The sequence below is a fragment of the Streptomyces sp. NPDC001914 genome, assembly GCF_042891215.1.
Taxonomy (GTDB): domain Bacteria; phylum Actinomycetota; class Actinomycetes; order Streptomycetales; family Streptomycetaceae; genus Streptomyces.
On sequence record NZ_JBIASW010000012.1, the window covers coordinates 107,474 to 120,434 of the forward strand.

Sequence of the window (12,961 nt, forward strand, 5' to 3'; positions counted from 1 at the left end):
GTGTGGTCTTCGCCGTCTTCCCCTCCCCCGAACGGCCGCCGGGCTCCCGCTCCCCCCTGGGAGCCCGGCGGTCTCGCCGTCGCTGTGCCCCCCAACACGTCACTTCACGAAGGGAAACCGGACTCATGTCCACGGAAGCCGTCATCCATCCGACCTACGGAAACTGGCGCAGGCCACGGCGGCCGGGGCTCGGACCGCTCGGACTCGTCGGCACCTTCGGGGTGTTCGGCGGGCTCATCATCACCCTGCTCGCGTCGCTGATCTCGCTGTACGCGGCGCTGGTCGTACTCGTCCCGGTCGTCGTGTTCCTGGTGCCACTCGCGATCCGCACGCAGGACGGGCGCAACGTCTACCAGTTGATCACCCTGCGCGTCGGGTGGTGGCGCCGCAAGGCCAAGGGCGCGCACCTGTACGTCTCCGGCCCGCTGTCCGCCCGCCCCGGCGGCCGGTTCCGCCCGCCGGGCCTGCTCAACAAGGTGACCGCGACCGAGGGCCGGGACGCCTACGACCGTCCGTTCGGCGTGCTGCACCACCCGGTCCGCAACCTGTACACGATCGTCCTGGGCTGCGACCCCGACGGCGGCTCGCTCATCGACCCGGACCAGGTCGACGTGTGGGTGGCGCTGTGGGGCGAGTGGCTGGCCCGGCTGGCCCACGAACCCGGTCTGAAGGGCGCCACCGTGATCGTGGAGACCGCCCCCGACCCGGGCACCCGGCTCGCCCACGAGGTGCTGCCCCGCATCCACCCCGACGCCCCGCCGGCCGCCCGCGCGGTCATGGAGGAGGTCGTGGAGCGGTACCCGAGCGCGTCGTCGGAGATGCACACCTACGTCACGCTGACCTACGGCGTCCCACCGAACCAGCGGCGCAAGAAGGACGACGTGATCGCCGATCTCGCCGTCCGTATCCCGGGCCTGCTCAGCGGGCTCGTCGCGGCGGGCGGCGGTGCCGCCTACCCGCTGTCGGCCGAGCGGATCGCCGAGGTCGTCCGGGTCGCCTACGACCCCGCCGTCGCCGCCGACGTCCTGACCGCCCGTGCCCAGCAGGGCGGAACGGGCCTGGAGTGGGACGACGCGGGCCCCGCCGCCGCCGTGGAGACCGTGAACAGCTACCAGCACGACTCCGGTGTCTCGCGCACCTGGCTGCTGACCCTGGCGCCGCGCGGCACCGTCCGCTCCTCGGTGCTGCGGGGCATGCTGGAGGCGGCCCCCGGCACCCGCCGCAAGCGGGTCGCCCTGGTCTACCGGCCCATCGACCCGGCCACCTCGGCCCGCATCGTCGAGGCGGACCGGCGCAGCGCCCAGTTCATGGCCTCGTCCGGCAAGGGCATGGTGCAGGCCCGCGCGGCCTCCGAGGTGCGGGCGGCGGAGCAGACCGCGAACGAGGAGGCCTCGGGCGCGGGGCTCGTGGAGTTCTCGCTGATGCTGACGGTCACCGTCGACAGCATGGAGGAGCTGGCGGACGCGAGCGTGACCATCCGCAACCTGACCGCCGCGTCCCGGGTGCTGATGCGGCCCGCGGACCGGATGCAGGCGGCGGCGTTCACCTGCACGCTGCCCGCCGGGATCCTCCCCTGGGAGCAGACCCTCGTCCCGCACGAACTGCAGGAGGCGCTGTGAGCCGGCGCGAGCAGAAGCGGGCGGAGCGGGCCGACCGGCTGGCCGAGGAGCGGCAGGCGCTCACGGCCCTGGACGGCGGCCGCGGCGCGCGCGGGGACCGCCGCGCGGAGACGTCCGCGCACAGGAGGACGGCGAAGAACCCGGTGAAGGGCCTGGAGACGGGACCGGAGTCGGGTCCGGGGACGGGTCTGGGGACGAGCCCGGCCGAGGATGCGGCGAAGAGCTCGGCCAACGGCTCGGCGAAGGGCTCGGGGAAGGGGGCGGACAAGGGGGCGGCGAAGCCCAAGGAGCTGTTCGTGCCGCATCGCGGCTGGTACGGCGTGGGCGGCGGGCGCGTCGGCTACATGGATCCGCCCACCATGTGGCGGGCCACAACCGTGCAGGCGTGCGGCATGTGGCCCTTCGCCGCCGGTTCCGGATCGCCCATGACCGGGGTGCCGCTCGGGCAGCACCTGTTCACCGGTGCCACCGTCTGCGGTGACCCGCTGAACTGGTTCACCCGGGCCCGCTACATCTCCAACCCCTCCCTGTTCATGCTCGGCATGCCGGGCCTGGGCAAGTCCACCCTGGTCAACCGCATGCTGATCGGGCTCGCCGCGACCGGGGTGGTCCCGCTCGTCCTCGGCGACCTCAAGCCCGACTACGCCGACACCGTCCGCGCGCTGGGCGGCCAGGTGATCTCCATCGGCCGCGGCCGGGGCGGCATCAACGTCCTCGACCCCGGCGCGATGGGCGAGGCCGCCGTGAAGATCGGCGGCGAGGCCGGGGAGGTCCTGAAGGCCGAGGCCCACGGACGTGTGCTGAACATGGTCGCCGCCCTCATCACCATCGTGCGCGGGCGGCCCATGGACGACCACGAACAGTCCGTGCTGTCCGCCGTCCTGCACCATCTGCGCGAACGGACCCCCGAAGGGCGGGCGTTGCTGCTGCCCGACGTGCTGCGGGTGCTGACCGAGGGGCCGCCCCGGGTGCGCGCGGTCACGCTCGACCGGGGTGACGACGCCCGCTACCGGGACGCCGTCGACCCGCTGCACCGCTCCCTGCTCGGCATCCTCGACGGCCCGCTCGGCGACACCTTCGCCTCCGAGACCTCCACCCGGATCGACCCGGACGCGCCGGCCGTGTGCATCGACATCTCCGGCATCGGCGAGGCGGACACCCAGCTCACGGCCGCGGCGATGCTGGCGGCCTGGTCGGACGGACTCGGCACGGTGGCCGCCTCGCACGCCCTCGCGGACGCCGGACTCGCGCCCAGGCGCTGGTTCTTCACCGTCCTCGACGAGCTGTGGCGCCCGCTGCGCGCGGCGTCCGGCATCGTCGACCGCATCGACGCGCTGACCCGGCTGAACCGCTCGCTCGGCCTCGGCGACGCGAAGATCACCCACACGCTGAAGGACGCCGAGGCGCTGGGCACCGACGCCGACCGGGCCAAGGCCCGCGGCTTCGTCGAGCGGGCCGGGATGGTGGTGTGCGCCGGGCTGCCGAAGACGGAGATGGAGGACCTGGGCAAGGTGGTCGGGCTGTCGCGGCGCGAGATCGAGCTCGTGTCGTCCTGGTCCTCGCCGCCGGGCTGGGGCGTCAGCGGCGACAACGAGGAACCGCCGGGCCGCGGCCGTTTCCTCATCAAGGTCGGCGGGCGTCCCGGCATCCCCATCAAGGTGGCCATCACCGACGCGGAGCGCCATCTGCACAACACCAACACCCGCTGGACGCCGAACGAGGACGCCGTCGAGAAGGCCGCCGCCCGCGCCGCCGAGCAGGTGGCGCGGGCCGCGCGGGAGGGTGTCCACGGATTCCCCGGAATCCCCGGAACTCCCGGCACCCCCGGCACCTCCGCGACTCCCGGCGCCCAGGCGGCCGGGCGGTGGACCGCGTGAGCGGCCCGCGCGGCGGGAGCGACCCGCACGACCTGCTGCCGTGGGCCGTCGTCGCGCTCGCCGGCACCGGTCTGCTGGTGTTCACCGTCGTCTGGTCCGGCGGCACCCTCGGCTCCGGACTGTCCGGCAGCGGCTGGGCCGCCCCGCCGTTCGCCCTGTCCACCGTCACCCGCCTGGTCTCCGACGGGCCGGGCGCGCTGTGGCCCCAGGCGCCCGCCGCCGCCGTCTACGGGGGCATGGCCGGCCTGCTCGCGCTGGTGACGCTGCCCGTCGCCCTCGTCGTACGCCTCTTCACGGACCGTTCGGCCCGCCCCAAGGGGCTGGCCGGGCGGCGGGAGCTCGCCGCGATGTGCCCCAAGGGCATCGAGGCCCGCGCCCGCGACCTGCGCCCCGGCCTCAAGGGCCGCGAACGGGTGCACCCGGACGAGACCGGCAACCTGCTCGGCGACCTGGAGCCCAAGGGCCCCGAGCTGCGCAGCAGTTACGAGGACGTGGAACTCGACCTCATGGCGCCCCGCGCCGGCAAGTCGACCGGCATCGCCGTCCCCCGGGTGCTGCGCGCCCAGGGCGCCGTCCTGCTCACGTCCAACAAGGCCGACGTGTACGCCGTCACCCGCGCCGAACGCGCGAAGGCGGGCACGGTGTGGACGTTCGACCCGCAGGGCATCGCGCACACCCCGCGCGCGATGTGGTGGAACATCCTCGGCGAGTGCCACACCATCGAGGGCGCCCGCCGGATGGCCGGCCACTTCGTCGCGTCGGTCAACGACGACAGCGCGACGAAGGACTTCTGGATCTCGGCCGCCCAGAACACGCTCACCGCGCTGTTCCTGGCCGCCGCGCGCGGCAAGGCCCCGGTGACCGAACTGCTCGCCTGGCTCGCCGACCCCGCCGACCGCGCCCCGATCGACCTGCTCCGCCAGGTCGGACTCACCGCGATGGCCGAGCAGTTGCAGGGCACGGTGCGCGGCGCGGTGGAGACCCGCGACGGCATCTACGAGACCGCCCGGCAGACCGTCTCCTGCCTCCTGGACCCCGAGATCCTCGCCTGGGTCACCCCCGACCCCGGCCTTCCCGAGTTCCGCCCCGACCGGCACGTCCTCGGCCACGACACGCTCTACCTGCTGTCCAAGGACGGCGGCGGTTCGGCGGCCGGTGTCATCGCAGGGCTCGCGGACGCGACGATGCGGGCCGGTGTCGTGGCCGCCGAGCGGATGGGCGGACGCCTGGACCCGCCGCTGACCGCGGTGCTCGACGAGGCGGCGAACGTGTGCCGCATCTCCGATCTCCCCGACCTGTACTCGCACTTCGGCTCGCGCGGCATCAACGTCGTCACGCTGCTGCAGAGTTATCGCCAGGGTGCCCGGGTGTGGGGCGAGGTCGGCATGGACGCGCTGTGGAGCGCGGCGACCATCAAGCTCCTGGGCGCGGGTCTGGACGACGCCGACTTCGTCCAGAAGATCTCCACCCTCGTCGGCCAGCACGACGTGCGCACCCCGAGCGTCTCGCGCAGCAAGGACGGCACGTCACGCTCGTACTCCTACCGCCAGGAGGCCGTCCTGCCGCCCGACCGGATCCGCGCCCTGCCCAAGGGCACCGCGCTGCTCCTGGCGACCGGCGTCAGGCCCGCCCTGATCCGGCTGCGCCCCTGGTACAAGGAGCCCGGGGCCGGGGCCATCTCGGCGGCGGCGAAGGCGGAGACGGCTGCGATCACCGAGCGGGCGGCCGGGCGCGCGCTGCCGGGGGTGACGCTGAGCAAGCCGGAGGCCGGCCGGGACGTCGCGCCAGCGTGACCGTGCGCAGCAGCAGTTCGGCGGGCCCGTAGCGGAAGCGGCTCATCAGATGTGCGCCGAGGGCCAGTTGGGCGCCGTACAGCAGGACGCAGCCCGCGAGGACGACGGCCGTGCCGACCCGGTCGTAGAGCCCGAACCCGTATCCGGTGAACACGCAGGCCAGGACGAGCGACTGGGTGAGGTAGTGGCTGAGCGCCATGCGCCCGGCGGCGGCGAGCACGGCCGCCGCCGGGCGGACGGCGCCGGCCAGCAGGAGCACCGCGCAGGCGTACGACGCGGTGAGGGCCGGCGCGGTCAGCAGCGACACCGCGTGCCCGACCAGGAACCACCGGCTGTCCAGGGGCCCGTTCGCGCAGCAGGCGGTGACCACGCCGCCCGCCAGGCCCAGCGGCAGCCACCGCAGGAGGGTCTGCCGCAGCCATACCCGGTCCCGGCCACGCCGCTCCAGCAGCCCGGTCCCGGCCGCCGCGAGTCCGGCCAGGAACGCGGCCAGCATGTCCGGGGCGTACATCAGGTTGGCGCCGAGCGCCGAGGGCAGTTCGCGCAGGTGCGCGCCGATCACCGACAGGGGGCCGCCGCGGTAGGCGGCGACGGTGTCCGCGACTTGGGGCGCGTACCGGGCCGGGGTGAGCGGTTCGGTGAGGGCGACGGTGAGCAGCCCGTACCCGAGCAGCAGGACGGCCAGGCCCGCCACCAGAACAGCCGCGAGGCGCACGGCGGTGCGGGGGGTGAGGTCGCGCAGGGCGTACAGGATCAGCCCGAGAGCGGCGTACGTCGTCAGGATGTCGCCGGGGTAGAGCAGTACGGCGTGTGCCAGGCCGAGGCCGAACAGGCCTGCCGTGCGCCGCAGATGGCGGAGTGCGGCGGCGGATTCGGCGGGCCGGGCGGCTCGCCGGTCGAGGACGAAGCTGTAGCCGAGGAGGAAGGAGAAGAGCTGGTAGGCGGTGGTGGTCGCGGTCACGGCCCAGGCAGCCGCCCGGTCCGCGGCCGAGGCCGCGGGCCCGCCGCCGAAGGAGGTGTAAGGGCCCGCCATGAGCTGGGCGTTGACGAGCAGGATGCCGAACAGGGCGAACCCGCGCAGCACATCGACCTCACCGACCCGACCGCCCCGCGCACCGCCGTCCCGGCCGTCCAACGGGCCGCCGTCACCCGCCTCACCGACCCGGCCGCCCCGCGCACCGCCGCCCCGGCCGTCCCACGGCCCGCCGTCACCCGCCTCACCGACCCGGCCGCCCCGCGCACCGCCGTCCCGGCCGTCCAACGGGCCGCCGCCGCCCGCCTCACCGACCCGGCCGCCCCCCGCGGTAGCGCGGGACGGTTCACTGTCCGGGCCGCCTCGTCCGGTGCTGCTGGAGGGTCCGCTCCCCCGGCCGGCCGCCGCGGCGCCACCGGCCGGCCCACCGTCCGAGGCACCACCGCCCGACTCGGCCTCGCGGCCGCCCAGCACGGTCCCGCCGCCCGACTCGGCCTCCCGGCCGCCCGGCACGGTCCCGCCGCCCGGCTCGGCCTCCCGGCCGCTCACGACGAGACCACGACACCGGTGCCGAACGCCAGGGTCGAGGACAGGAACCAGCCGAACGAAGGTGCCAGCAGGTAGCGCAGCGTCCACAACCGGGCCGTGGCGGGCCGGTTGCGTGTGTAGACGACGGGCACGCTGGCGCCGACCGGCGGCAGCCCGCACAGCGGCCCCCGCCATCCCGGGTCGAGGACGAGTCCGCGCCCCAGATGGTCGCAGAACACCACGAGCCCGCCCCAGCGCCGGTCCGAGGCATCCCGGGGCCTGACCTGGCCCATGACGCGCAGTCCGCGCAGGGACAGCCGCAGGGCCGCCAGCGCCGACCGTGTCGCCAGCGCCAGGAATCCGAGGCCGGACCCCGTGCACAGCGCCAGCAGCACCAACTCCGCGCCCATACCGATCCCTTCGTCCGCGAACCGCACCTGGACGCACAACGGGGCGCGCGTCCCACCGGTTCATACCCGCGCTTTGAACCACCGGACGCCGCCGCCCCGTTGTGGGAGCGACCCCCGCCCCGCACCCCGCATACGACGCCCTTGGAAGGAGCTTCGGCACAGATGAGACGGACTCTGCGCGCGCACGGCCACCGGACGGCGGCGACCGTCACCCTGGCCCTCGCCCTGGCCGCGACGGCACCGCCGCCGCCGGCCGGGGCCGATCCCGCCCGGCCCGGCACCCTCGCCGAGGTACGCGCCGAGCTCGAGCGGCTGTACCACGACGCGGAGGTCGCCACGAACAAGTACGACGCCGCCGACGAGAAGGTGACCGCGCAGGAGAAACGCGTCCGCACGCTCCGGTCGCGGATCGAGGCGGCCGAGACGCGGCTGGGCCGCCTCACCTCCCTGGCGGGGGCGGCGGCCCGCGCCCAGTACCGGGGCGACAGCCTGCCCGCCGAGATGCAGTTCGCCCTCTCCGACAACCCCGAACACGCCCTCGACAACGCCTCCTTGGCCCGGCAGGCGCAGCAGGCGACCCAGGGGGTGCTGACCGCCCTGACCGCCACCCGCGAGGACCTGGAGAAACGCACCGACGACGCCACCGAGGTCCTGAAGAGCCTGCGGGAGTCCCGCCGTACCAAGGACACCCAGCGCCGGACGGTCGAGCGGCACATCGAGGACGCGAAGAAGCTGGAGTCGCGGCTGGAGAAGAAGGAGATCGAGCGGATCGCCGCGCTGGAGAAGAAGGAGGCCGACGACGCCCAGGCGAAGTGGGTGGGCTCGGGCATCCTCGACCGGGTCGGCACCGAGGCGACCCCGGCCGGGAAGAAGGCGATCGAGTTCGCCACCCGCCAGCTCGGCAAGCCCTACGTGTGGGGGGCGGAGGGCCCCGACTCCTACGACTGCTCCGGCCTGACCTCACAGGCCTGGCTGCACGCCGGCCACGTCATCCCCCGTACCTCCGAGGAGCAGTGGCGGCGGCTGAAGCGCGTCCCGATCGAGGACATGCGGCCCGGCGACCTCATCATCTACTTCGCCGACGCCAGCCATGTCGCCCTCTACATCGGCGACGGCAAGATCATCCAGGCTCCCCGGCCGGGCCGCTGGGTCTACGTCTCCCCGGCCGCGTCGATGGAGATCCTGGGGGTGGTCCGCCCGGACGCCTGAGGCCCGGAACCGGGCCGGGCGGGGGCGGGACGGCAGGGCGAGGGGCGGACCGGCGTGGTCCGCCCCTCGCCCGTCGGGGCGCCGGGACGACCGTGAACGGCGTCCGCTCAGTCCTGGTCCGACGGCGGCCCGGGCGGCGGCCCGAACGGGTCGACGGCGTCGACGGCGGGAACCTCCTTGGCACGGTGCGAGCCGGGCTTGCAGCCCGCGAACACTCCCGACGGGTCCCGCAGGTTCTGCATGATCGGCGCCAGATAGTCCCGGTGCCAGCCCGCCGGACCGCTCAGACCGGCCTCGGAGCCGGTGTCGCTCAGCTCCCCCCAGGCGAGCCACAGCCCGTGCAACTGGGCGACCGCCTCGGGGTGTTCCCACCAGCGTGAGCACCACGGAGCCATGGCCGTGACCTCCCTGCCGTAGACCGGGAGCAGCACGTGGTGCACCCACAGGGTCAGCTGCCGCAGCGCCCGGCCGTACTCCGGTGCCTCCAGGTAGAGGATGAACTTCGGCGCGGCGGTGGCCTGTTCGGCATCGGACGTCTGGACGGTCATGGCGCTCCTTCCTGTCGCGCGGCCAAAGCCGCGCCCGACGGTGGTCGACGGGCCGCGGAAGCGGAACGCGGCCGAGGTCCCGTCCGGGCATCACAACGCACGTGCGCCGCAGGGGGTTCACGGATCCGGCGGATCGTCCGTCCGGTGCGCGGTTGAACCGTCCGGACACGGTGTCCGTTGCAGCTTTCACGGTCGTCGGGGCGGTCCGGGAGCGACCGGTCGGCACGGCGGTCCGACAGCGAGTGAACGGCAGTCACTCGCCACCGGCGAGGAGGACCTCACGATGGCGCTTTTCGACGAAACGAAGTTCCGGTCCGACGAAGCGGAGATGCGGAAGGAGCTCAAGAAGTACGGCCTGCACCACGACAGGGCGTTCGTAGGGGCCTTCGACGGCTACTTGACTTCCTCTCCCTGCTGAGGAGGGGGATTCCCCTATAAGGGGGTTCGGCCGGTCGCCCGGCTTACAGGTTCCTGCTTCGCTGACCGGCTGATGCCGAGGTCTCCACAGGCTGACACGGGCTGTCCGCCCGCGTGTTTGATGTTGATGGCCGCGTTGACGTCGGCGTGCGCGGTGTGTCCGCAGCCTGTGGCTTTGCACACGAAGACCGATTGGCTCTCTCGGTTTCCTTCGGTGACGAAGCCGCAAGCGGAGCACCGCTGCGACGTGTACGCGGGATTGACCTTCACCACGCGTGTGCCCGTGTACCGTGCGGCGTTGGTGAGGGAGAGTTCGAGGCGATGCCAGCCCTTGTCGAGTATGGCCCGGTTCAGACCGCGTTTTAGCGCGACCTGGCGGCCGGGATCGGTGATCGTGCCGGACGCCGACGCCGACATGTTCTTGATCCGCAGGTCTTCGAGGACGACCAGGGCGTTCTTCTGGACGACACGGCTGGCGGTCTGCGCGCAAAAGTCGCCGCGCCGGTCGGTGACGCGTCCCATGATCGCGTTGATGGCGGTGATCGTCTTGTGCCGGCTGGAGCTGCCGCGCTTGGACCGGGCGAGGCGCTGTTGCAGACGCCGGTACCGGACCGACTCACCGGCCGTGATGAACTCGCGGTCGTGGAAGTCGCCATCTGAGGTGACGGCTGCGACTTTCACGCCCCGGTCGATACCGACGGCTGTGTTCGGCATGGCGTGCTGCTCCGGGGTGGCCGCGCCGTCGTCCACGAGGAATGACACGAACCAGTGCGCGCTCTTCCGGGACACGGTCGCGGAGCGGATCTCACCACCGAGAGGGCGCGACCAGCGGAACCGGACCCATCCCAGCTTTGGGAGCTTCGCCCGTCCCCACTTGCGGCCCAGACGCTCCACGGTGATGAGGTTCCCGGAAGGAAACCGGAACGACGGTGCCCAACGGGCCTTCGACCGCCACCGGACCTTGAACGTGCCGTGATCCCGGCACGCCTTATCGAGGTCGCGAAGGGTCTGCTGAAGCACATGAGACGGAGCCGCCTTCAGCCACGAATGCTCGCGCTTGGCGTCGGCCAGTTCGGCGGCCTGCGGCACGTAGTTCATCCACGCCCCGCGCCGCCGGTATTCCCGACGCTGTTCGAGGCCCGTATTCCACACCGACCGGCAGACGTCCGCGAACTCCCGACACTGCCCAGCCTGTTCAGCCGTCAGCTCGAGCCGGTACCTGCGACCGGACAGCATAGAAACACCCCCTCCAACTGAGGTGCTCATGTTAGCGAGGGCCACAGACAACACAGAGAACTCCGCCGCTGCGCGGCTCCGGCACGAGGATGAGCTAACTCTTCTCCAAAGGGAGGGGTTAGCGCTCACGATGTCAGATCAACCAGCTTTACCAGAAAGGCACATGGCTCAACGAGGGAAACACCCGAACGCGAACTGGTCCGGTGACGCGGCGAGGAACCTGATCGCCGAGTTCGACCGGATCAAGACCCTGCACGTCCCGGCGTCCTGGTGGCGGGAGAACAGGAGGGAGAAGAACTTCGAGAAGATGCGGGACGCGAAGGCACAGGAGACGCTGAGCAAGAAGTACCTGTGGAGCAAGACGGAGCCGTACTATCCGGCACGGCAGGCCGCGAAGGCAGCAAAGCGAATCCCCCGTCGAGAGCGATTCGTTCTTCCAGCCTCCGTCGCCCGTCCGGGACACCGGGTCGTTCAACCCCTCGTACACCACGAACGCGCAGGAGCGCACGCCGAGCACCGGTTCGGCGTCCTCGGACTTCGGGGCCCCGCTGGCGCAGGTTCCCAGGAACCCCAGCCCGCCGTCCGAGGCCCCAGTGCAGAGCACGTCGTCGTCGGGAACGAAGGGCAAGGAGCCCCGGCAGGCCAAGCAGCCCAAGGCGGGGGCCTCGCGGCATGGGTCAGGGGCGACCAGTACCGCAAGAAGCCCGGCGGGCCGTCGAAGAAGTAGGGGGTTCGGTGCGGGCACGCGGACACGACGGGGTGTATCACCGGGGTTCGATCGCCGTGGTCCGTCATTGAACTGCCTTGTGCCCGGCGCCCGTTGTGCTTCCCGAAGCCGTGTCGGCACCCGGCCGACGCCGCACGACCGAGAAGTTCGGAGGTACGCGCATGTCCGCTGTCCACGCACGGCGGTTCGCGGCGCAGGGCTTGCTGAAGCGGCGCCGGGCCACGCCTCTCGCGAACGGCTCCTACGACCGTCAGGACCCGCCGCGTCCGGCCGGCGGCGCCCGCTGGTTCCCCGACGCCCCGCTGCCTCCGGGCCTTCTGCCGCTGCCGAGCGGGTTCGAACTGCGCGGGGCCTGAGCGTGGCGGTGGACGGCGTGGCCCCGCGGAACCGGGCGCGGCTGACCAAGGGCGGCCCGCACTCCAGGTCGGCGCGCGACCTGCTCAGGGCCGAGTACGCCCTGCGGAACCGGGGGCGCGGCGGGACGGGTCCCGCCGACGCGGACGGCATCTGGGCGCAGTTGGTCGCCGAACTGCGGCGGCTGTTGCGGACCTTCACCGGCGGATCGCGCCCGGCGCCGGGCGGCGCAGGCCCCGCGCCCGGCGGCGGACAGGGCGGCGGGCAGGAGACCCGCCAAGGGGTCGGCCAAGGGATCGGGCAGGGCGACGGACATGGTGTCCCGGGAAGCGGGCAGGGCGTCGGACGGCCCGACGGCTCCCTCGGTCCGGGGGGTCCCGTGCCTGCGGGCCTGGCGCTCCTCGAACAACGCCTCCTTCGGCTGCCCGCGCACGAGCGCGAGGCCTTCGAGGACGCGGTCCTGGATCTGGTGAGGAACAACAGGAAGTACCGGAAGGCGTTCGAGAAGTCTCCCGAGAGCATGCCGCTCGTCGCGCGCTGCGCCACCAACGCCTACGAGAGGGAGCTGGTGCGCGAGGCGCCCGGGGCTGCAGTCTCCCCGGGAAGCGAGCCGGAGGAACGACGGCAGGGCGAGCCCGCGCGGTCGCGGTGGGAGCGCCCCGCGCAGAACCGTGGCGTGCCGGCGACCACCGTCCCGCCGTCGTCCGGGAGCGGCTTCGGGGCCCCCGGACCGGACGAGATGACCGACGGGCACGGCTTCGAGGAGGCCGAGCGCGTCAGCCTGGCGGAGCGGACCACCGCGGCCACCTGGAGTCCCCGCGCGGAGAGCTTCGTCGACGGGCAGGGCTTCCTCGCGGCCGAACGTGCCCCACGGGTCGAACGGTCCGAACGGGGCGAGCGGTCCGAGCACGACGTCCGGATGGAGCGTGGCACCTTGTCTCCCGCTCCCTCGCTCCTCGACCTGCCGGGCCGGGCGGCCCCGGTGTCGCCGCTGCTGGACCCGGCAGCCCCGCTCTCCCCGCTGCCGGGCCAGGCCGCGACCGTCTCACCCCTGCTGAGCCGGGCCGTCCCGGCGTCCCCGCCGCTCGGTTCGGCCCCCGTGGCGTCCCCGATCAGCGGTGACGGTCACCAGGCCCTGAACGATTCGCTCGGTCTCTTCTCCCGGTCCCCGGCCCCGAGAAGTCCCAACGCCCCCTCCCGGTCCGGGACCTTCAGGCCGCCGCCCGCCGCGCCGAACACATCCGCCCCGCGCTCGGCGCGGCACACCTGA

The 12,961-nt window shown here is 73.2% G+C and carries 12 protein-coding genes; 8 read left to right on the forward strand and 4 right to left on the reverse strand.

The window, feature by feature from the left end:
- Window positions 1–125 precede the first annotated feature (125 nt).
- Genes ACFYYF_RS29730 through ACFYYF_RS29740 form a run of 3 tightly spaced genes read left to right on the forward strand, consistent with a single transcriptional unit; the run spans window position 126 to window position 5,289 of the window.
- The gene (locus tag ACFYYF_RS29730; RefSeq protein ID WP_365490168.1) at window positions 126–1,619 is read left to right on the forward strand and encodes an SCO6880 family protein; all 1,494 of its coding nucleotides are present in this window, start codon (window positions 126–128) and stop codon (window positions 1,617–1,619) included.
- Complete coding sequence (locus tag ACFYYF_RS29735) at window positions 1,616–3,496, forward strand: ATP/GTP-binding protein (RefSeq protein ID WP_388780614.1); 1,881 nt, start codon at window positions 1,616–1,618, stop codon at window positions 3,494–3,496. The genes ACFYYF_RS29730 and ACFYYF_RS29735 overlap by 4 nt, the downstream gene beginning before the upstream one ends.
- Complete coding sequence (locus ACFYYF_RS29740) at window positions 3,493–5,289, forward strand: type IV secretory system conjugative DNA transfer family protein (protein ID WP_388780615.1); 1,797 nt, start codon at window positions 3,493–3,495, stop codon at window positions 5,287–5,289. The genes ACFYYF_RS29735 and ACFYYF_RS29740 overlap by 4 nt, the downstream gene beginning before the upstream one ends.
- Here the strand turns inward: ACFYYF_RS29740 and ACFYYF_RS29745 are convergent.
- A complete protein-coding gene (locus ACFYYF_RS29745) occupies window positions 5,207–6,811 on the reverse strand; it encodes a DUF418 domain-containing protein (RefSeq protein ID WP_388780616.1) in 1,605 nt (534 codons plus the stop codon). The two genes, ACFYYF_RS29740 and ACFYYF_RS29745, sit on opposite strands and share 83 nt — an antisense overlap.
- On the reverse strand, window positions 6,808–7,200 hold the full coding sequence (locus tag ACFYYF_RS29750) for a hypothetical protein (protein ID WP_388780617.1): 393 nt from the start codon (window positions 7,198–7,200) through the stop codon (window positions 6,808–6,810). Before ACFYYF_RS29750 ends, ACFYYF_RS29745 begins: the two co-directional genes overlap by 4 nt.
- A gap of 162 nt (window positions 7,201–7,362) precedes the next feature.
- Here ACFYYF_RS29750 and ACFYYF_RS29755 point away from each other — a divergent pair, with 162 nt between their 5' ends.
- Window positions 7,363–8,409: an NlpC/P60 family protein gene (locus ACFYYF_RS29755; RefSeq protein WP_388780618.1), complete on the forward strand. Its 1,047-nt coding sequence runs from the start codon at window positions 7,363–7,365 to the stop codon at window positions 8,407–8,409.
- A gap of 107 nt (window positions 8,410–8,516) precedes the next feature.
- On the opposite strand, the gene ACFYYF_RS29760 is transcribed toward ACFYYF_RS29755, so the two are convergent.
- Window positions 8,517–8,957, reverse strand: coding sequence for a DUF4913 domain-containing protein (locus tag ACFYYF_RS29760; RefSeq protein WP_388780619.1), 441 nt, complete (start codon window positions 8,955–8,957; stop codon window positions 8,517–8,519).
- Between the two features lie 283 nt (window positions 8,958–9,240).
- On the opposite strand from ACFYYF_RS29760, the gene ACFYYF_RS29765 reads away from it, so the two are divergent.
- Complete coding sequence (locus ACFYYF_RS29765; RefSeq protein WP_388780620.1) at window positions 9,241–9,375, forward strand: hypothetical protein; 135 nt, start codon at window positions 9,241–9,243, stop codon at window positions 9,373–9,375.
- A 14-nt stretch (window positions 9,376–9,389) separates the two neighbouring features.
- Here the strand turns inward: ACFYYF_RS29765 and ACFYYF_RS29770 are convergent, their stop codons facing one another.
- Window positions 9,390–10,610: an RNA-guided endonuclease InsQ/TnpB family protein gene (locus ACFYYF_RS29770; protein WP_388780621.1), complete on the reverse strand. Its 1,221-nt coding sequence runs from the start codon at window positions 10,608–10,610 to the stop codon at window positions 9,390–9,392.
- Window positions 10,611–10,638: 28 nt separating this feature from the next.
- On the opposite strand from ACFYYF_RS29770, the gene ACFYYF_RS29775 reads away from it, so the two are divergent.
- The 3 genes from ACFYYF_RS29775 to ACFYYF_RS29785 all read left to right on the forward strand — a co-directional run bounded on the left by ACFYYF_RS29775 (window position 10,639) and on the right by ACFYYF_RS29785 (window position 12,961).
- Window positions 10,639–11,337: a hypothetical protein gene (locus tag ACFYYF_RS29775; RefSeq protein ID WP_388780622.1), complete on the forward strand. Its 699-nt coding sequence runs from the start codon at window positions 10,639–10,641 to the stop codon at window positions 11,335–11,337.
- 161 nt (window positions 11,338–11,498) lie between these two features.
- Window positions 11,499–11,693 carry a hypothetical protein gene (locus tag ACFYYF_RS29780; RefSeq protein ID WP_388780623.1) on the forward strand — a complete coding sequence of 65 codons (195 nt, stop codon included), beginning with the start codon at window positions 11,499–11,501 and terminating at the stop codon, window positions 11,691–11,693.
- A gap of 17 nt (window positions 11,694–11,710) precedes the next feature.
- Window positions 11,711–12,961: a hypothetical protein gene (locus tag ACFYYF_RS29785; protein ID WP_388780624.1), complete on the forward strand. Its 1,251-nt coding sequence runs from the start codon at window positions 11,711–11,713 to the stop codon at window positions 12,959–12,961.

Excerpts from the sequence above, each read along its gene's own strand:
- ACFYYF_RS29730 (WP_365490168.1), top strand. The coding sequence starts at position 126 with ATGTCCACGGAAGCCGTCATCCATCCGACCTACGGAAACTGGCGCAGG.
- ACFYYF_RS29750 (WP_388780617.1), bottom strand. The coding sequence starts at position 7,200 with ATGGGCGCGGAGTTGGTGCTGCTGGCGCTGTGCACGGGGTCCGGCCTC.
- ACFYYF_RS29755 (WP_388780618.1), top strand. The coding sequence starts at position 7,363 with ATGAGACGGACTCTGCGCGCGCACGGCCACCGGACGGCGGCGACCGTC.
- ACFYYF_RS29760 (WP_388780619.1), bottom strand. The coding sequence starts at position 8,957 with ATGACCGTCCAGACGTCCGATGCCGAACAGGCCACCGCCGCGCCGAAG.
- ACFYYF_RS29765 (WP_388780620.1), top strand. The coding sequence starts at position 9,241 with ATGGCGCTTTTCGACGAAACGAAGTTCCGGTCCGACGAAGCGGAGATG.
- ACFYYF_RS29770 (WP_388780621.1), bottom strand. The coding sequence starts at position 10,610 with ATGCTGTCCGGTCGCAGGTACCGGCTCGAGCTGACGGCTGAACAGGCT.
- ACFYYF_RS29775 (WP_388780622.1), top strand. The coding sequence starts at position 10,639 with ATGTTAGCGAGGGCCACAGACAACACAGAGAACTCCGCCGCTGCGCGG.
- ACFYYF_RS29780 (WP_388780623.1), top strand. The coding sequence starts at position 11,499 with ATGTCCGCTGTCCACGCACGGCGGTTCGCGGCGCAGGGCTTGCTGAAG.